The organism is Pseudomonas sp. LRP2-20, assembly GCF_024349685.1.
Taxonomy (GTDB): Bacteria; Pseudomonadota; Gammaproteobacteria; order Pseudomonadales; family Pseudomonadaceae; genus Aquipseudomonas.
Map to the genome: position 1 here is coordinate 2,264,730 of NZ_AP025944.1, position 18,769 is coordinate 2,283,498.

Here is an 18,769-nt window from a genome sequence, read left to right on the forward strand (position 1 = left end):
CGATCTCAGGTCACAACTTGGTAGCAAGGCACATACGCCGCGCCCCCCGGCAATTTCATCCGGTGCTGGTCGACAAACGCCTGCAACAGGCGCCCCAGCGGCTCCAGCACCGCGGCATCACCGCGAATCTGATACGGCCCGTGTTCCTCGATCAGCCGTATTCCCTTGTCCTTCACGTTGCCCGCCACGATCCCGGAAAACGCCCGGCGCAGGTTGGCCGCCAGTTCATGGGCCGGCAAATCGCGGCGCAGAGCCAATTCGGCCATGTTGGCGTGGGTTGGGTCGAACGGGTGCTGGAAGCCCTCGTCGATCTTCAGCAGCCAGTTGAAGTGGAAGGCGTCGTTGCGCTCGCGGCGGAACTGCTTGACCTCCTTGAGCCCCTCGACCATGTGCCGGGCCACTTCGGCCGGGTCGTCGATGATGATCTGGTAGTGGCGCTGGGCAGCTTCGCCAAGGGTGGCGCCGACGAATGCATGCAGCTGTTGCAGGAACGGTTCGGCGCTGCGTGGCCCGGTGAGCACCACCGGGAACGGCAAGCTCTGGTTGTCCGGGTGCATGAGGATGCCGAGCAGGTAGAGGAACTCCTCGGCGGTGCCGGCGCCGCCGGGGAAGATGATGATGCCGTGGCCAACACGGACGAAGGCCTCCAGGCGCTTCTCGATGTCCGGCAGGATCACCAGCTCGTTGACGATCGGGTTCGGCGCCTCGGCGGCGATGATGCCCGGTTCGGTCAGGCCGAGGTAGCGGCTGCCGTGCATGCGCTGCTTGGCATGGGCGATGGTCGCGCCCTTCATCGGGCCTTTCATCACCCCCGGGCCGCAGCCCGTGCAGATGTCCAGCTTGCGCAGGCCCAGCTCATGGCCGACCTTCTTGGTGTACTGGTACTCCTCGCTGCTGATCGAGTGGCCGCCCCAGCACACCACCATCTTCGGCTCCACGCCGGGGCGCAGGGTGCGGGCGTTGCGCAGCAAGTGGAAGACGTAGTCGGTGATGCCCTGGGAGCTTTCCAGGTCGATGCGCTGGCTGGCCAGCTCGCTTTCGGTGTAGACGATGTCGCGCAGGGCGCAGAACAACATTTCGCGGGTGCTGGCGATCATTTCACCATCGACGAAGGCGTCGGCTGGAGCGTTCAGCAGCTCCAGGCGCACGCCGCGGTCTTGCTGGTGGATGCGGACTTCGAAGTCCCTGTACGCCTCGAGAATGGTCTTGGCGTTGTCGACATGGGCGCCGGTGTTGAGGATGGCCAGGGCGCACTGGCGGAACAAGGTGTAGAGGGTGCCGGTACCGACTTCACTCAGTTGTTGGACTTCACGTTGCGACAGCGTCTCCAGGCTGCCTTTGGGGCTGACGGATGCGTTGATGACATGGCGTTGAGGCATCTAAGTCGTTCCTGTGCAGGTAAAAACATCCTTGCAAGACAACACCATACCGATCAATGCACGTCAACCTAAAAGGCGTTGCACCCCCAGGGTGATCGCCAGGCCGCCACCCACCAGCCACAGGTTGAGGATCGCCCCGGTGATCAGCGCCCGCGGCCCGGCCTGGCGGATCTGGCTCCAGCGGGTTTCCATGCCCAGCGCGGTCATGGCCATGGTCAGGGCGAAGGTGTCCAGGCTGTTGACCGCCTGGGTCACGCTACCGGGCAGCACCTGCAGCGAATTCACCAGCACCAGGGCGAGGAAGCCGAAGGCGAACCAGGGCATGGCGATGCGGCCATTGCCTTGGGCCTGGCCGGGTTGGCGCGAGCGGCTGATCCACAGGCCGACCACCAGCAGCACCGGCACCAGCAGCATCACCCGGGTCATCTTGACGATGGTGGCGATGTGCGTGGCTTCGGGGCTGACGTTGCTGGCCGCGCCCACTACCTGGGCCACTTCGTGAATCGTCCCGCCAAGGAACAGGCCGGCACCCAGGGTGTCCAGGGGCAGCCAGCCGGCGTTGATCGCCAGCGGGTAGAGGAACATCGACAGGGTGCCGAACAGCACCACGCTGCCCACCGCCATGGCACTCTTGTGCGGTGCGCTGCGCAGCGCCGATTCGAATGCCAGCACGGCGGCGGCGCCACAGATCGCGCTGCCGGCCGCCGTGAGCAGGGCGGTGTCGCGGTCCAGCTTGAACAGCCGGGTGCCACACCACAGGCCGATCAGCAGAGTGCTGGTCACGACCAACAGCGACACGCTCAAGCCGGACCAGCCGACTTCGGCGATCTCTTGCAGGCTGACGCGCAGGCCGAAGAAGGCCACGGCGATGCGCAACAGCCCGCGGGCCGAGAAGTTGATACCGGCTGCCCAGCTGGCCGGTACGCCGTCGCGCAGGGCGTTGCCGTACAGGGCGCCGGCGACGATGCCGACGATCAGCGGGCTGATGCCCAGGCTGGCGATGGCGGGCAGCGCCGCCAGCTGGGTGACGGCGAGCGCGAACAGCGCGACGAACAGGATGCCGTTGAGCCGCCCTCGGGTAGAGAGGGTGGGCGCCAACGCAGGGTTGGAAGTTGCCGTGGCCATGTGAGTCCTCCGGAAGTGTTTCGACATGGCCTACGTTAATCTGGTTATAAGCTTATATAAAATCGTAATTTAGGATGGCAAATATCCGTCTAGCTGATATTTTAAGTGGATGACCCCAGAGCAACTGATAACCTTCGCCACGGTAGCCGAGCACGGCAACATCAGCCATGCGGCCCAGGCCCTGCATCTGTCGCAGCCGGCGGTATCCGGCCAGCTGAAATTGCTGCAAGAGGACTTTGGCGAGCCCCTGTACCAGCGCGCCGGCCGTGGCGTGCGCCTGACCGCTGCCGGCGAGCAGTTGCTGGCCCATGCCCAGCGCCTGCGGGACACCTTTCGCCAGGCCCAGGCATTGTGCGAGGCCATGCGCGGGCTCGAGCGCGGCACCTTGCGCATCGGCGCCAGTACCACCCCGGCCAGCTACCTGCTGCCGTACCTGATTGCCGACTTCCATGGGCGCCACCCAGAGGTGCTGGTGACCACGTCCCACGGCAACACGGCGGAGATCATCGCGGCGCTGGACAGCGTCGATATCGCCCTGATCGAAGGCCCGCCTGGGCAGGAGCTGCCACTGGGCACCGGGGTGACAGCCTGGCGCGAGGACGAGATCGTGGCCATCGTGCCGTGCGACCATCCCCTGGCAGGCGCTGAACAGCAAGGCTTGCAGGCGTTGGGGGCTTACCCGTTGGTGCTGCGTGAGAGTGGTTCGGGGGTGCGCCAGATCGTCGAGCGGGCCTTTGCCCGGCACGGCGTGGCCATGCGCGTGGCGCTGGAGATCGCTGGCGTGGAAGGGGTGAAGGAGGCGGTACGGGCCGGGATGGGGATTGGCTTCGTGTCGGCCATGTCGATCCGCCATGAAGACGGCGTGTTGCGGCAGCTGCGGGTTGCACCTGAGCCTTTGGTGCGGCGGTTCTCCATCCTCTTGCCCCATGCCGCCACGCCGTCGCGGGCGGCTGCACGGTTCATGGAGCTGTGTGTCGGGCAGTCAGAAGAGGGGTGACTGTCACGGGTAAGTTGGGGCACCGAACGCCGCACCCACACGATTATCGCCAGCTTCCAGGCGTGCCCCGTACTTGTGGGAGCCGCGCTTGCCGGCTATGGGCCGCGAAGCGGCCCCAACATTCTTGCGTTTGACATGGGTCGATAGCGATCACTTATATACCGGGGCCGCTTCGCGGCCCATCGCCGGCGAGCGCGGCTCCCACATCGAGCCAGCTTTTGCAATCAAGCGAGACAGTTGCTCCCACAAGGATCGCGCCAGTTTCAAGGAATTGAGCAAGACAGCCGGTCCAGGCTGCATCAACTCACCTTGAACACATGCTTCATGTAAGCCACGAAGTTCTCGTCCCGGCACTGGGTCTTGCCCGGGCTGTCGGAGATCTTCGCCACCGGCGCGCCATTGCAGTCGGTCATCTTAATCACCATGTTCATCGGCTCCACCCCCGGGATATCGCAGGTCAGCCGGGTACCAATGCCGAAGCTCACGTTGATCCGCGCGTGCAGTGCCCGGTACAGGCCCAGCGCCTTGGCGAAATCCAGCCCGTCGGAGAAGATCAGTGTCTTGCCCTGCGGGTCGATCCCCAGCCGCTCATAGTGGGCGATGGCTTTCTCCGCCCAGACCAGCGGGTCCCCAGAGTCGTGCCGCAGCCCATCGAACAGCTTGGCGAAGTACAGGTCGAAATCACCCAGGAAGGCGTCCATGGTGATGCAGTCGGTCAAGGCGATGCCCAGCAAGCCACGGTACTCGCGGACCCAGGCTTCCAGCGCGGCGGCCTGGCTGTCGACCAGCCGCGGGCCGAGTTGCTGGTGCGCCATGAACCATTCGTGGGCCATGGTGCCGAGCGGCTTGAGCTCAAGCTCGCGGGCCAGGTGCACGTTGCTGGTGCCGACGAAGCGGCCGGGGAAGTCGTGCTTGAGCAGGTACACCACTTCTTCCTGCACCCGGTAGGAAAAGCGCCGTCGTGTACCGAAGTCAGCCAGTTGGAAGCCTGCCAGCTCCTCGGCACTGGCCTCGGCCTTGAGCCAGTCGAATTTCTGGTACAGGCGCTCGCCCACCTGTTCGATCGTCACGTCGTGATAGCGGTAGCGGTTGCGCACCTCGCTGATGATCGCCAGCAACGGGATCTCGTAGAGGATCACGTGCAGCCACGGCCCGCGCACGCGGATCGCCAGCTGCCCGGCCGCGTCCAGGCCGACCTGCACATAGCGCAGGTTGAAGCGGAACAGGCTGAGGAAGCGGATGAAGTCCGGCTTGAGGAACGGGATCTTTTCCAGGTAGGCCAGCTGGTCGTGGGTGACGGTGACTTCGCTCAGTTGCTCAATCTGGTTGCGGATTTCTGCCAGGTAAGGGGAGAGGTCTTCGCGGTTGCGGCAGCGGAACTCCCACTCCACCTCGGCATTGGGGTAGTTGTGCAGCACCGCCTGCATCATGGTGATCTTGTAGAAGTCGGTGTCCAGCAGGTTCTGGATGATCCGTGGGCCGAAAACGCTTTCGGTCATGGGCGGTCTTCCTTGATCAGAGAGAGCTGGTAGTCGAGCGCGGCCTCATCGCCGCACAGGATCACGCCCTCGGCAGCCAGAGCGCCGCAGGCGCTGATGGCGCCTTCCTGGGTCAGAGCGCGGCAGGCCGGCAGGTACAGCAGCACCTGGAAGCCGGCCTGGCGCAATTGCCGGGCAGTGGTCTTGACGCAGTAGTCCAGGGCCAGGCCGCCGACGATCACCGCGCCCACCTGTTGCACCTTGAGAAACTCGATGACCCCGGTGGAGCGGCGCTCGGCGAGGTCGTGGTAGCAGGCGCCGTAGGGGTGCAGGTCGGGCTCGACGCCTTTCCAGACGAAGTAGTCGTAATCGATCGGGGCGGGCAGGCCGGGCAGCAGCTCGAAGCCGGCGGTACCGGGGACGCAGTGGCTGACCCAGGTCAGGTCGGCGTTGGCCAGGGGCAGCGGTTGCAGCATCTGGCCAGGGTCGGCCACCACCCACACGGCGTTGGCCGGGTGGGCGTCCTTGCTGCCCAGGCGCAGGTCGGCGCGCAGCGCCATGGCGTTGAGGTCCTGGGCGATCTCGTTGCCCTCTGGTACCGGCAGCTCCTGAGGGGCGTTGGCGGTGAAGCCGTTTTGCGCGTCGACATCGAAACTGGCGATCTTCATGGCGGGTCTCCTCGCTGGAATGGCTATATAATTCACCTGGTGTAATAAGTGTGTCAAGTGACAATTTCCATAGGCTTGCGGGTTGCCATACTTAGAAGCTCTGGTGGATTATTGTGCCGATGAACAAGGAGCCCCCGGTGAGTACAGTTGAAGTCCTGGCCAGTGTCGATATTGTCGCCCTGCGCCTGGCCCCTGATGCCCAGCATCTGCAAGTGTTGTTGCACCGTCGTGAGCGTGAGCCCCATGCCGGCCAGTGGGCCTTGCCTGGCGTGATCGTCAATGGCCGCACCCCGGACACCAGCCTGGAGGGCGCTGCCGAACGCGCCTTGCGCGAGAAAGCCCTGGTGGTGCCGCGCCACCTCGAACAGGTGGGAACCGAAGGCAATGCCTTCCGCGACCCGCGTGGTTGGTCGTTGAGTACCTATTACCTGGCGTTGCTTGACCCGCAGCAGCAGGTGGAAGGTGAGCAGCTGGCGTTTTTTGACCTGGACAGCGTGATTGACCGCAAGGTGCTGCTGCCGTTCGACCATAACCTGCTGGTCGAGCGAGCCAGGGAGCGGTTGGCGGCGAAGACGGTGTACAGCAGCCTGCCGCTGCACCTGCTGGCGCAGAAGTTCACCGTGCTCGATGCGCTGGGGGCGGTGCAGGCGTGCCTGGGGCAGGCGGTGAACAACACCTCGCTGCGCAAGCGCCTGGATCGCCTGCGCGAGCTGGGTTGGGTGCGCGATACCGGGGAGAAGAACCAGCCAAGGCTGGGCCGGCCGCAGCAGTTGTATCAGTACACGCCGCAGGGGGAGCGGGTGTTCATGTTTGACCGCAGTCTGTTGCCTGAAGGCAGTTAGGTGCACGCCGACAGGGTTTTGTGACGGTGAGTTCGAACGCCGCGCGTGCGGCGCTCGAGCTCATTGCCCAGGCCAAACCCAAGGTCGCGAAATTGCCTTGCAGCCGCGCGTCACTCGTCGCCGTAGTTCATGATCGACAGCAAGCGAATAGGCACCTGCACCAGCTGCTCGGGGCCATGCGGGGTTTCGCCATCGAACGTCAGGCTGTCGCCGGCCTGCATGCGATAGAGCTGGTTGCCGTGGCGATAGACCAGTTCACCCTCCAGCAGATGGAGGAATTCGGTACCCGGGTGGGCGAAGGTCGGGAATTCCTCGCTGGCGTCGTCCATGGTCACCATGTACGCCTCGAAGTTCTTCTTCGGCCCCCGGGCGTGATTGAGCAAATGGTAGGTATGGCCCTTCTCGGTGCCGCGGCGTACCACCTCCAGCCCTTCGCCGGCCTTGACCAGCAAGGCATTGCCGTCGGGCTGGTCATACTGGCTGAACAGCTTGGCCATCGGCATGCCCAGTACATCGCACAGGCGGCTGAGGGTATCGAGGCTGGTGGACACCTGGGCGTTCTCGATCTTGCTCAGCATGCCCTGGCTGATGCCGGCGATGCGGGCCACATCGGCGAGCTTGAGTGACTGGGCCTGACGCTGGCGCTTGATCTGCAGGCCCAGGTACTGCTCCAGGCGGAGGCGCGGTTCGGTTTCGGTTAGCATCGAGTGTCCTGCACGGTTTCAGTTCAAGAATAAAGATTTCGCACTGGGAAAGTGCGAAAGGCGGCAGCCTGGGCTGCTTCTTTCCTCGGATGAAAACAAGTTTCCCATAAAAAGAGCATAAAAACCTGCATGGGTTTTGTGTCGCCCGTTCGGGCCTCTTCGCGGCTAAAGCCGCTCCTACAGGGCTTTGCGCGGTCCCTGTAGGAGCGGCTTTAGCCGCGAAGAGGCCGGTACAGGCCACACAAGACCATCACCCTGGACAGAGTTGGCAAGCACGTTGCATTCCTATGAGGAAAGTAAGTTTCCCATGCGGAATTAGTGCCCCTCACCCAGGAGTGATCAACCCATGTTGCCAGCAGAAACCCAGCGCACCCTCGACCAGTACGGCATCAAGTATGTATTGGCGCAGTTCGTCGATATCCACGGTTCGGCGAAGACCAAGTCGGTGCCGGTCTCGGGCCTCAAGATGGTGGCTGAAGAGGGCGCTGGCTTTGCCGGGTTCGCCATCTGCGGCATGGGCATGGAGCCCCACGGCCCGGACTTCATGGCCCGTGGCGACCTGTCAACGCTGATCCCGGTGCCGTGGCAGCCGGGCTATGGCCGGGTGGTGTGCGTGGGCCATGTCAACGGCCAGCCCTGGCCCTACGACAGCCGCCATGTATTGCAGCAGCAGGTGCAGCGCCTGGCCGACAAGGGTTGGACCCTGAACACTGGCCTTGAGCCCGAGTTCAGCCTGTTCCGTCGCGACGAAGGCGGCAAGCTGCAGCTGGTGGACGCCTCCGACAACCTCGACAAACCCTGCTACGACTACAAGGGCCTGTCGCGCTCGCGGCTGTTCCTCGAGCGCCTCACCGAGGCCCTGCAGCCGGTCGGCTTCGACATCTATCAGATCGACCACGAAGACGCCAACGGCCAGTTCGAGATCAACTACACCTACAGCGACGCCCTGGAGTCGGCCGACCGTTTCACCTTCTTCCGCATGGCCGCCGGCGAAATCGCCAACGACTTAGGGATGATCTGCTCGTTCATGCCCAAGCCCGATCCCAAGCGCGCCGGCAATGGCATGCACTTCCACCTGTCGCTGGCCAGCAGCACCAACAAGAACCTGTTCCACGACCCTTCCGACAGCAGCGGCATGGGCCTGTCGAAACTGGCCTACCACTTTGCCGCCGGGCTGTTGGCCCACGGCCCCGCGCTGTGTGCCTTCGCCGCCCCCACGGTCAACTCGTACAAGCGCCTGGTGGTCGGCCGCTCGCTGTCCGGCGCCACCTGGGCGCCGGCCTTCGTCGCCTATGGCGCCAACAACCGTTCGGCGATGGTGCGCATCCCCTATGGCCGCCTGGAGTTTCGCTTGCCAGACGCTGGCTGCAACCCGTACCTGGTCACCGCCGCCATCATCGCCGCCGGCCTCGACGGCATCGATCGCCAGCTGGAACCGGGCGAGATGTGCAACGAGAACCTCTACAACCTGAGCCTGGAAGAGATCGCCGCACGCGGCATCAAGACCTTGCCGCAATCGCTCAAGGAAGCGGCTGACGCGCTGGAGGCCGACCCGCTGTTCCGCGAGGTACTCGGTGCCGAGATCGTCGACGAGTTCATCAAGCTCAAGCGCATGGAGTGGGTGGAGTACAGCCGCCACGTCTCGGACTGGGAAATCCAGCGTTACACCGAATTCTTCTGACCGCCAACCCTATCCCTGGGTAGCGGCAAACGCAGCGGCTACCCACTGCCTAGAAGGAGTATCACCATGTGTGGAATCGTAGGTCTGTACCTGAAAAAGCCGGCGCTGGAAGCCCAGCTCGGCAAGCTCTTCGAACCCATGCTCCAAGCCATGACCGACCGTGGCCCGGACAGCGCCGGTTTCGCCATCTACGGTGACGAAGTGGCCGATGGCTGGGTCAAGCTGACCCTGCAGGCGACGGACATCAACTACCCCTGGGCGGCCCTGATGGGCCAGTTGGAGGGGCGCCTGGGTTGCTCGCTGGACTGGTTCCAGAACGCCAGCGCCGCCGTGCTCAAGGTGCACACCAGCGAGGCAGCGGCCCGCCAGGCCCTGAGCGAACTGGCCCCAGACGTGCGCATCATGAGCGCCGGGCAGAGCATCGAAATCCTCAAGGGCATGGGCTTGCCGGCGGAAATCTCCAGCCGCTTCGGCCTGGCCGGCATGAAGGGCAGCCACATCATCGGCCATACCCGCATGGCCACCGAAAGCGCCGTGACCATGGAAGGCAGCCACCCGTTCTCCACCGGCGCCGACCTGTGCCTGGTGCACAACGGCTCGCTGTCCAACCACTTCCGCCTGCGCCAGGCACTCAAGCGCGAAGGCATCAGCTTCGAAACCGACAACGACACCGAAGTGGCGGCCGGTTACCTGACCTGGCGCCTGCAACAGGGTGACACCCTGGCCCAGGCCCTGGATGGCGCGCTGGAAGACCTGGACGGCTTCTTCACCTTCGCCATCGGCACCCGCAACGGCTTTGCCGTGATCCGCGACCCGATTGCCTGCAAACCGGCCGTGCTGGCCGAGACCGACGACTACGTGGCCATGGCCTCCGAGTACCAGGCCCTGGCCAGCCTGCCGGGCATCGACAAGGCCAAGGTCTGGGAGCCGGCGCCGGCCACCTTGTACGTCTGGGAACGCGAAAGCGCCTGACCCCACCGAATCACTGGAGACATTCATGAAGACGATCGACCTTTCCAGCGCCTCGGTGCGCGTACTCAACCAGTCCCTGCATGGCGATGTGCAGGACCGCGAATGGCGGGTGACCCACCCCGACGGCAAGCACAACCTGGCGGTGGGCATCAACGCCGCCGTGTCGGTGGATATCGAGGGCCACGCCGGCTACTACTGCGCGGGCATGAATCAGCAGGCCAGCGTCACTGTGCACGGCAACGTCGGCGTGGGCGTGGCCGAGAACATGATGTCCGGCTCGGTGCGGGTCAAGGGCAGTGCCTCCCAGGCTGCCGGCGCCACCGCCCATGGTGGCTTGCTGGTGATCGAGGGCGATGCCGGCGCGCGCTGCGGCATTTCGATGAAGGGCGTGGACATCGTGGTCGGCGGTAGCATCGGCCACATGAGCTGCTTCATGGGCCAGGCCGGGCGCCTGGTGGTGTGTGGCGATGCCGGCGATGCACTGGGCGATTCGCTGTACGAGGTGCGCATCTACGTCAAGGGTTCGGTGCAGTCGCTAGGCTCGGATTGCATCGAGAAAGAGATGCGCGCCGAGCACCTGCAAGAGCTGCAGGAACTGCTGAACAAGGCCGGCCTTGCGCACAAGGCTGCGGATTTCAAACGTTACGGCTCGGCCCGCCAGCTGTACAACTTCAAAGTCGACAACGCCAGCGCGTACTGATCCAGGAGCATTCCCATGAGCGAGCAATTCCCCCCGGTACTGCGTGAGTCGGCCACCTTCGATCGCCTGACCATCCAGGAAATCCAGCGTGCCGCCGAAACCGGCATCTACGACATCCGCGGCGGCGGCACCAAGCGCCGTGTGCCGCACTTCGACGACCTGCTGCTGCTGGGCGCCAGCGTGTCGCGCTACCCGCTGGAAGGCTACCGCGAAAAGTGCGGCACCGACGTGGTGCTGGGTAACCGCTTCGCCAAGAAGCCGATCCACCTGAAGATCCCGGTGACCATCGCCGGCATGAGCTTCGGCGCGCTGTCGGCCAACGCCAAGGAAGCCCTGGGCCGTGGCGCGACCATTGCCGGCACCAGCACCACCACCGGCGACGGCGGCATGACCCCGGAAGAGCGCGGCCAGTCGCAGCACCTGGTGTACCAGTACCTGCCATCGCGCTACGGCATGAACCCCGACGACCTGCGCAAGGCCGACGCCATCGAGATCGTCCTCGGCCAGGGCGCCAAGCCGGGCGGTGGCGGCATGCTGCTGGGCATGAAGGTGACCGAGCGGGTAGCCGGCATGCGCACCTTGCCGATTGGCGTCGACCAGCGCAGCGCCTGCCGCCACCCGGACTGGACCGGCCCGGACGACCTGGCGATCAAGATTGCCGAGATCCGCGAAATCACCGACTGGGAAAAACCGATCTACGTGAAGATCGGCGCCAGTCGCCCGTACTACGACGTCAAGCTGGCAGTGAAGGCCGGTGCCGACGTGATCGTGCTCGACGGCATGCAGGGCGGCACCGCGGCCACCCAGGAAGTGTTCATCGAGCACGTCGGCATCCCGATCCTGCCGGCCATTGCGCAGGCGGTACAGGCGCTGCAGGAGATGGGCATGCACCGCAAGGTGCAACTGATCGTCTCCGGCGGCATCCGCAACGGCGCCGACGTGGCCAAGGCCATGGCCCTGGGCGCCGACGCGGTAGCCATCGGCACGGCGGCGCTGATTGCCCTGGGCGACAACCACCCGCGGCTGGACAGCGAGCTGAAGAAGATCGGCTCGGCCGCCGGCTTCTACGACGATTGGCAGAACGGCCGCGACCCTGCCGGCATCACCACCCAGGACCCGGAACTGGCCAAGCGCCTGAACCCGGAAGAGGCTGGCCGGCGCTTGGCCAACTACCTGCGGGTGCTGGTGCTGGAAGCGCAGACCATGGCCCGTGCCTGTGGCAAGTCGCACCTGCACAACCTCGACCCCGAAGACCTGGTGGCGCTGACCGTCGAGGCCGCCGCCATGGCCCGGGTGCCGCTGGCTGGCACCGCCTGGGTGCCGGGGCAGGCCCAGTACTGATTCATCTCACAGGCTATTGGGGCCGCGTTGCGGCCCTTCGCGGGCGAGTCGGGGCGCCGAACCGCCGCTCCCACAAGGAAGCTCACAGGCCTTGAGAACTGTGGTGGCCCTGAGGGAGCGGGCTTGCCCGCGAATGGGCCGCAACGCGGTCCAAGGGCATCTCTTCATTCACACAGGAGTGACTCCATGAAGCACCTCACCCTCGCTGTAATGTTGTTAGCCTTGGCCAACCTGGCCCATGCCGCCGAACCCACCCTGGATACCGGCAACACCGCCTGGATGATCTGCGCGGCGATGTTCGTGCTGATGATGTGCATCCCAGGCCTGGCGCTGTTCTACGGCGGCATGGTGCGGGCCAAGAACTTCCTCTCGGTGTTCACCCAGCTGTTCGCCGTAGCCGGGGTGATCGGCATCCTCTGGGTGCTGTTCGGCTACAGCCTGGTGGTCGATACCAGCGGCATGGTCGAAGGGCAGTTGACCTTGAACAGCTTCATCGGCGGCCTGGACAAGGCGCTGATGCTGAACATCGGCCACGACAGCCTGGTGGGCACCATCCCGGAAGGGGTGTTCGCGGTGTTTCAGCTGACCTTTGCCATCATCACCCCGGCCCTGATCGCCGGCGGTTTTGCCGAGCGCATGAAATTCAGTGCCTCGCTGCTGTTCATGGCGGCCTGGTTCGTCCTGGTGTACGCGCCGATCGCCCATATGGTGTGGGGTGGGCCGGGGGCGCTGATGGTCAACTGGGGGGTGCTGGACTTTGCCGGCGGCACTGCCGTGCACATCAACTCCGGTGTGGCTGCGCTGGCGGCTGCGTTGATGCTGGGCAGGCGCAAAGGCTACCCGCAGGTGGCGATGCCGCCACACAACCTCGGTTTCACCCTGGTGGGTGCGGGGCTGCTGTGGGTCGGCTGGTTCGGCTTCAACGTAGGTTCGGGGCTTGCGGCCAACGAAGGGGCAGGGGTGGTGATGCTGGCGACCATGGTGGCGGCGTGCGCCGGCATTGTTGGCTGGTTGCTGACCGAGAAAGTCATGCATGGCCGGCCTACTGCGCTGGGGGCCGCATCGGGGGCCTTGGCCGGGCTGGTAGGTATCACGCCGGCCTGTGCGTTTGTGGGGCCCTTGGGTGCGGTGGTCATCGGCTTGCTGACCGGGGCGATCTGCTTCTTCGCCGTAACCCGGTTGAAGCAGGCGCTGGGCTATGACGACAGCCTCGATGTATTCGGGCTGCATGGGGTTGGCGGCATGGTCGGGGCGGTGTTGACCGGGGTGTTTGCCGCGCCGTCGCTGGGGGGCTACGTGGAAGGGGCTTCACCGATCGGGCAGGCTTTGGTGCAGCTCAAGGGCGTGGCGTTCACCTTCGTCTATTGCTTTGTGGTGAGCTGGGCGATTCTTGGGGCCATCAAGCTGACCGTGGGGCTGCGGGCCAGCCGGGAAGAGGAAGAGCAGGGGCTGGACCTGGCCGAGCACAATGAGCGGGCTTACAACCTCTGACAAATGTGTCGCCTGTGCTTGCCTCTTCGCGGGTGAACCCGCTCCCAAAGAAATCGCACAGATGCTTGAACTTGTGCAGTACCAGTGGGAGCGGGTTTACCCGCGAAGAGGCCGGGACAGGTTTAATCAGTGCCCCATGGCCAACTTGGCACTGTTCTGCCGACGGCGGTAGGCACTGTCACGCGAAGCCAGCCACCAGTACAGCGGCGAAGTGATTGCCAGGCCCACCAGCCACGACAGGTCAGCGCCGTTGATGTGCTCGGAGATCGGCCCGACGTACAGCGGGGTGTTCATGAACGGAATCTGCACCACGATGCCCACCGCATAGGCAATCAGCGCCTGCGGGTTGTATCGGCCGTAGATCCCGCCATCGACCTTGAAGATCGACTGGATGTCGTAGTCGCCCTTGTGGATGGCATAGAAGTCGATCAGGTTGATCGCCGTCCACGGCACCAGCACCACCAGCAGCACCAGCACCATGTCGACGAAGTGGCCGATGAAGTCGGCCGAGGCGAACACCGCCACCACGCAGCAGGCGGCCAGCACGATCAGCGATAGCACCGCACGGCTTTTGGCAGTGGGGATCCAGCGGTAGGCGAAGGTCTGCACCAGGGTGATGATCGACAGCACCGCACCATACAGGTTGAGGGCGTTGTGGCTGATCACGCTGAGCAGGAACAGCACCAGCATCACCGGGCCCAGGGTGCCGGTCGCGAGCTTGACCGCGTCCATGGTGTCCACGCCAGCCGGGATCGCCAGCACCGCCACGGCGCCGAAGATGAACGACAGGCTCGAACCCAGGGCCGAACCCAGGTAGGTGGTCCAGAAGGTCGAGCTGACTTTCACGTCAGCCGGCAGGTAGCGCGAGTAGTCCGACACGTACGGGGCGAAGGCGATCTGCCACAGCGCTGCCAGCGACACGGTGGCCAGCCAGCCGGCCAGGTTGAAGCCGCCACGGGTGAGGAAGTCGTCACTTTGCACATGGCTGAAGATGTAGCCAAAGCCGACCACGATGCCGATCCCCAGCACCCAGGTGCCGATGCGGTTGAGCACGTGGATGAAACGATAGCCGATGATGCCGATGATGCCCGACCCCAACGCACCGATGACGATACCCACCGGCACCGGTACGGCTTCGACCACGCCATGCAGCGACTTGCCGGCCAGGACGATGTTGGAGGCGAAGAAGCCGATGTACATCACCCCGGCGATCACCACCACCAGCAAGGCGCCAAGGGTGCCGAACTGGGCGCGGCTCTGGATCATCTGCGGGATGCCCATCTGCGGGCCCTGGGCCGAGTGCAGCGCCATCAGCACGCCGCCGACCAGGTGGCCGACCAGGATGGCGACGATGCCCCACACCAGGTTCAGGTGAAACAGCTGCACGCCCAGCGCGCCGGTGACGATGGGCAGCGGCGCGATATTGCCGCCGAACCACAGTGTGAACAGATCCCTTACCTTTCCATGGCGGTCTTCCGGCGGTACGTAGCCGATCGTGTGTTTTTCTATGAGGGGTGCCGAATTGGCTGCACTGGTCATGACTGACTCCAAGGCAAGGTGGGGCATCGGGTGTTGCCCGGATGCGTGCCGGCGAAGGGCGACGCGTTCTTGTTGGAGCGATGATGCGGGGCGCGGAGATAACGAGAAATTAGTAAATATGTGCCCATAAACCTTAAAAAACCTAAGGCTGACAAAAGCTTAAGCGGTGGACGGTAGCAAGGAGGGTGCCAGCTGGCTGGAGGGCTTGGAATAGAGGGGGCTGCGCTGTTCGTCGGTGCAAGGGGTGGGCTGTCGTGGTGCACAGTGCGCGTTGACAGGGCAGGTGTAAAGGCTGCCTGTGCCGGCTTCTTCGCGGGTACACCCGCTCCCACAGGTACATCGAAAACCTGCGAGTCAGCGTTGTCCTTGTGGGAGCGGGTTTACCCGCGAAGAGGCCGGCACAAGAGAAAAATGCTACATCGGCAACAGCCGGTCCTGAATCACCTCTTTCATGACCAAGGTCGAACTCAGCCGCTTCACATTGGGAATGCTGGTCAACTGCTCGTCATACAGCTTCTGGAACGCCGGCAAGTCCTTGGCCACCACATGCAGCAGGTAATCGGGGTCGCCAAACAAGCGCTGCGCCTCGACGATCTGCGGTATCTCCGCCAGCGCCGCCTCGAAATCCGCCACGGGCTGGCGGGTCACCTCGCGCAGGGTCACGAATATCAACGCGGCAAAGTTCAGCCCCAAGGCGCTGGGCGCCAGCCGTGCGTGGTAGCCGAGGATGGCGCCGGACTCTTCCAGCGCCTTCAGCCGGCGATGGCAGGGCGACAGGCTGAGGCCGACGCGATCGGCCAGTTCGGTCACCGAGAGACGACCGTCTTTTTGCAGCTCGGCAAGGATCTTTCGGTCTGTTCGGTCCATTGAGAAGAATCTTCCAGCATCAGGGGTTTGGCGGGAAATATACGAAAGAAAATCCCTCGGTGGAATCCGTAGGCTTTCTTCACCCCCAAACTGTGTGAAAGGAAGACTCAAGTGGCGATCAGTGTGCTGACGGCGTTCTGGGCCGTGTCGTTGTTGTTCGTGATCACCCCCGGCGCCGACTGGGCCTATGCCATTTCGGCAGGCATGCGCGGGCGCTGGGTGATGCCTGCAGTGATGGGCATGCTGTCGGGGCATTTTCTCGCGACCCTGATAGTGGCGGCGGGGGTGGGCAGCCTGCTGGCCGGGCATCCGTTGGCCTTGACCCTGTTGACCGTCGCCGGCTGCGTGTACTTGCTGTGGCTGGGTGGCAACCTGCTGCTGAGCCCGGCGGTGCCGGAGGCGGGGCAGGCCGGTGTGCAGGAGTCTGGCCCGCGCTGGGCGTTCAAGGGCTTTTGCGTGAGCGGGCTGAACCCCAAGGTGTTCCTGCTGTTCCTGGCTTTGCTGCCGCAATTCACCGACCCGACCTCGAACTGGCCGATGCCGGTGCAGATCCTGCTGCTTGGCGCGGTGCACCTGTGCAGCTCGCTGGTGATCTACACCTTGGTCGGCTATGGCGCCAAAGCCGTGCTGAGCACCCGCCCGCAGGCGGCGAGGCTGGTCGGGCGGGTGTCGGGGATGGCCATGATCTCGGTGGCGCTCGGGCTGATCTACGGGCAGTTGAACTGAGCCCTGTCAGTCACCCAGCACCTTGCCGAGCATCTGGCACACCTGTTCCGCCGAATAGGGCTTGGCCAGGAACGCAAACCCTTGATGGCCACCTTCGGCGATCGCCTCGCTGTAGCCTGATGTCAGGATCACCGGCAACTGTGGCCGCTGGCGGCGCAGTTGCCTGGCCAGCGCCAAGCCGCCCATCCCCGGCGTGACCACATCGGAAAACACCGCATCGAAATGCCCGCTTGGGTCGTTCAGCTGGGTCAGGGCTTCCTCGGCCGAGCTGGCCCAGCTGATGCGGTAGCCGTGGTCCTGGAGAATCTGCGCGGTGAAGCTGCCGACATCAGGGTTGTCTTCGACCACCAGGATGCGCCGCCGCGCGCCAACGGGCTGGGCGTGCGTGTTGTCATCGGTGTGGCTCGCTGGCGCCGCGGCTGGCGCGGTCTCCTGCGGCAGGTACAGGGTAAAACGGGTGCCCTGGCCCTGTACGCTGTTGACCTTGACGTCGCCACCCGACTGCTTGGCGAAACCGAACACCTGCGACAAGCCCAGGCCGGTCCCCTCGCCAGGTGCCTTGGTGGTGAAGAAGGGGTCGAAGATGCGCTCCAGCAACTCGGGGGCGATGCCGACACCGCTGTCGGTCACCGAGATGGCGGCAAATACCCCGGGCTGCCCGGGCATGTGCTGGTCGGCCTGCAGGCGCAGGCGCAGGGTGCCTTCGCCGGCCATGGCATCGCGGCCGTTGAGCATCAGGTTGATCACCGCCGTTTCCAGCTGGCTGAGGTCGGCGCGGATATGGCAGGGCGCTTGAGGCAGTTCAAGCTCCACCTGGACCCGCGCCCCCGTGACGGTATCGAGCATGTCGGCCATGGCTTCCAGTCGTGGGCCGGCTTCGAACACCTGCGGGCAGAGGGCCTGGCGCCGGGCGAAGGCGAGCAGCTGGCCGGTCAGCTTGGCGCCGCGGTCGACCGAGTCGGCCATGGTCTTGAGATAACGTGCGCGCTGCTTGTCATCGAGGTTGGGGCGCTGCAGGAAATGCAGCGACGAACGGATGATGGTCAGCAGGTTGTTGAAGTCGTGGGCCACGCCGCCGGTCAACTGGCCAATGGCTTCGAGTTTCTGGGTCTGGCGCAGCACGGCTTCGGTGTGCAACAGCTGGGTGGTGCGCTCTTCGACCCTGTGTTCCAGGTGAGCGTTGAGTGCTTCCAGTGCTGCCATTGCCTCGCGCACTTCGGCATTGGCTTGAACCCGCTGGATATGTGCCCAGCAACGTTCGGTCACGTCGCTGATCAGCGCTTGTTCATCGCCGGTCCATACCCGTGGTACGCGGTCGTGGATGGCCATCAGCGCGGTCAGCCTGCCACCTTTGATCAGCGGCATGCAGATGGTGGCGGTAATGCCGATGGCCTGAAATGTCGCTGCCTCCTCAGCGGCCAGTTCGCGCAGGTTGTCATTTATCACCAGGGCCAGGCCGCTGCGCAGCCGGCTGACCGCCAGGCGGCCGAAGTCATGCAGGTGGTAGTGGCCCACCAGGCGGGGTGAGCCGGGTGCTACCGCATCGCCGCAAATGGTGAAACCGTCCTGGTCCGGGTCCATCACCGCATAGGCGCAGCTGGACAGGCCAAGATGGTCGACCAGCATGCCCGTGGTGATGGCCATGATCTGGTCGGGGTCGGTGGCCTCGGTCACGGCGCGCCCGAGGGTGTCGAGAAAGTTCAGGCGCTGGTTGGTGAGCACGCTGGCGGTGGTTTCGGTGACCGTGTCTAGCATACCCAGCACCTGGCCATCGTGGTCGCGAATCGGGCTGTAGCAGAAGGTGAAGTAGGCCTTCTCGGGGCCGCCATTGCGGTCGATGGTCAGCGGGAAGTCTTCGATGTACACCGCTTCGCCGGCCAGCGCACGCTCGGCCATGCTGCTGATGCTGGTCCACGCTTCTTGCCAGACCTCGCGAAAAGGGGTGCCCAAGGCCATGGGTTTCTGACCGAGGATCGGCAAGAAAGCGTCGTTGTGCAGGGTAATCAGGTCGGGCCCCCACAGCACGGCCTGTGGGAAGCGCGAGGCCAGGCACAGCGCCACGGTGGTCTTGAGCGCATCTGGCCAGGCCTCGAGCGGTCCGAGGCTGGTACGCGTCCAGTTGTGGTTGCGGATGCGCTCGGCCATCAAGCCGCCGCCGTCTAGCCATTTCAGCATGCCCGGGTGCCGATCCTTTTGCTTGAGATGCTCAAAAGATGCACTGAGATGGCGTGATTTGCGAGTGTTTTGTGGTGGTCTGCC

Annotated in this window: 16 protein-coding genes; 8 read left to right on the plus strand and 8 right to left on the minus strand. The window is 64.4% G+C overall.

All coding sequences use genetic code 11. From position 1 onward, the window contains the following. Window positions 1–5: 5 nt before the first annotated feature. Together ppnN and OCX61_RS09990 are read right to left on the minus strand one after the other, a co-directional pair. The gene (gene ppnN, locus OCX61_RS09985; RefSeq protein WP_261943635.1) at window positions 6–1,379 is read right to left on the minus strand and encodes a nucleotide 5'-monophosphate nucleosidase PpnN; all 1,374 of its coding nucleotides are present in this window, start codon (window positions 1,377–1,379) and stop codon (window positions 6–8) included. 63 nt (window positions 1,380–1,442) lie between these two features. Continuing rightward, window positions 1,443–2,504 (minus strand): YeiH family protein, encoded by a 1,062-nt coding sequence (locus tag OCX61_RS09990; RefSeq protein ID WP_261943636.1) that lies wholly within the window; start codon window positions 2,502–2,504, stop codon window positions 1,443–1,445. A 109-nt stretch (window positions 2,505–2,613) separates the two neighbouring features. On the opposite strand from OCX61_RS09990, the gene OCX61_RS09995 reads away from it, so the two are divergent. Then, entirely contained in the window at window positions 2,614–3,501 is an 888-nt protein-coding gene (locus tag OCX61_RS09995; RefSeq protein ID WP_261943637.1) for a LysR family transcriptional regulator, read from the plus strand. Window positions 3,502–3,800: 299 nt separating this feature from the next. Here the strand turns inward: OCX61_RS09995 and pncB are convergent, their stop codons facing one another. Then, window positions 3,801–5,000 carry a nicotinate phosphoribosyltransferase gene (pncB, locus tag OCX61_RS10000; RefSeq protein WP_261943638.1) on the minus strand — a complete coding sequence of 400 codons (1,200 nt, stop codon included), beginning with the start codon at window positions 4,998–5,000 and terminating at the stop codon, window positions 3,801–3,803. Continuing rightward, entirely contained in the window at window positions 4,997–5,647 is a 651-nt protein-coding gene (locus OCX61_RS10005) for an isochorismatase family protein (RefSeq protein WP_261943639.1), read from the minus strand. Before OCX61_RS10005 ends, pncB begins: the two co-directional genes overlap by 4 nt. Window positions 5,648–5,784: 137 nt before the next feature. Between OCX61_RS10005 and OCX61_RS10010 the strand changes: the two genes are divergently transcribed. Further along, window positions 5,785–6,489 (plus strand): NrtR DNA-binding winged helix domain-containing protein, encoded by a 705-nt coding sequence (locus tag OCX61_RS10010; RefSeq protein ID WP_261943640.1) that lies wholly within the window; start codon window positions 5,785–5,787, stop codon window positions 6,487–6,489. A 110-nt stretch (window positions 6,490–6,599) separates the two neighbouring features. Here the strand turns inward: OCX61_RS10010 and OCX61_RS10015 are convergent, their stop codons facing one another. Next, complete coding sequence (locus OCX61_RS10015) at window positions 6,600–7,193, minus strand: helix-turn-helix domain-containing protein (protein WP_261943641.1); 594 nt, start codon at window positions 7,191–7,193, stop codon at window positions 6,600–6,602. Window positions 7,194–7,539: 346 nt separating this feature from the next. On the opposite strand from OCX61_RS10015, the gene glnT reads away from it, so the two are divergent. The 5 genes from glnT (at window position 7,540) to OCX61_RS10040 (ending at window position 13,378) form a co-directional block, all read left to right on the plus strand. Further along, complete coding sequence (gene glnT, locus OCX61_RS10020; protein ID WP_261943642.1) at window positions 7,540–8,874, plus strand: type III glutamate--ammonia ligase; 1,335 nt, start codon at window positions 7,540–7,542, stop codon at window positions 8,872–8,874. Between the two features lie 66 nt (window positions 8,875–8,940). Beyond that, window positions 8,941–9,846 (plus strand): class II glutamine amidotransferase, encoded by a 906-nt coding sequence (locus tag OCX61_RS10025; RefSeq protein ID WP_261943643.1) that lies wholly within the window; start codon window positions 8,941–8,943, stop codon window positions 9,844–9,846. A gap of 25 nt (window positions 9,847–9,871) precedes the next feature. Next, complete coding sequence (locus OCX61_RS10030) at window positions 9,872–10,546, plus strand: GltB/FmdC/FwdC-like GXGXG domain-containing protein (RefSeq protein ID WP_261943644.1); 675 nt, start codon at window positions 9,872–9,874, stop codon at window positions 10,544–10,546. A 15-nt stretch (window positions 10,547–10,561) separates the two neighbouring features. Beyond that, on the plus strand, window positions 10,562–11,887 hold the full coding sequence (locus OCX61_RS10035) for an FMN-binding glutamate synthase family protein (RefSeq protein ID WP_261943645.1): 1,326 nt from the start codon (window positions 10,562–10,564) through the stop codon (window positions 11,885–11,887). A 186-nt stretch (window positions 11,888–12,073) separates the two neighbouring features. After that, window positions 12,074–13,378 carry an ammonium transporter gene (locus OCX61_RS10040; RefSeq protein ID WP_261943646.1) on the plus strand — a complete coding sequence of 435 codons (1,305 nt, stop codon included), beginning with the start codon at window positions 12,074–12,076 and terminating at the stop codon, window positions 13,376–13,378. Between the two features lie 126 nt (window positions 13,379–13,504). Here OCX61_RS10040 and OCX61_RS10045 read toward each other — a convergent pair whose 3' ends face one another. Further along, on the minus strand, window positions 13,505–14,917 hold the full coding sequence (locus OCX61_RS10045; protein WP_261943647.1) for a purine-cytosine permease family protein: 1,413 nt from the start codon (window positions 14,915–14,917) through the stop codon (window positions 13,505–13,507). A 414-nt stretch (window positions 14,918–15,331) separates the two neighbouring features. Then, window positions 15,332–15,784: an Lrp/AsnC family transcriptional regulator gene (locus OCX61_RS10050; protein ID WP_261943648.1), complete on the minus strand. Its 453-nt coding sequence runs from the start codon at window positions 15,782–15,784 to the stop codon at window positions 15,332–15,334. 111 nt (window positions 15,785–15,895) lie between these two features. Between OCX61_RS10050 and OCX61_RS10055 the strand changes: the two genes are divergently transcribed. Beyond that, a complete protein-coding gene (locus OCX61_RS10055; protein ID WP_261943649.1) occupies window positions 15,896–16,510 on the plus strand; it encodes a LysE family translocator in 615 nt (204 codons plus the stop codon). A 6-nt stretch (window positions 16,511–16,516) separates the two neighbouring features. On the opposite strand, the gene OCX61_RS10060 is transcribed toward OCX61_RS10055, so the two are convergent. Beyond that, a complete protein-coding gene (locus tag OCX61_RS10060; protein ID WP_261943650.1) occupies window positions 16,517–18,685 on the minus strand; it encodes a GAF domain-containing hybrid sensor histidine kinase/response regulator in 2,169 nt (722 codons plus the stop codon). Window positions 18,686–18,769 lie beyond the last annotated feature (84 nt).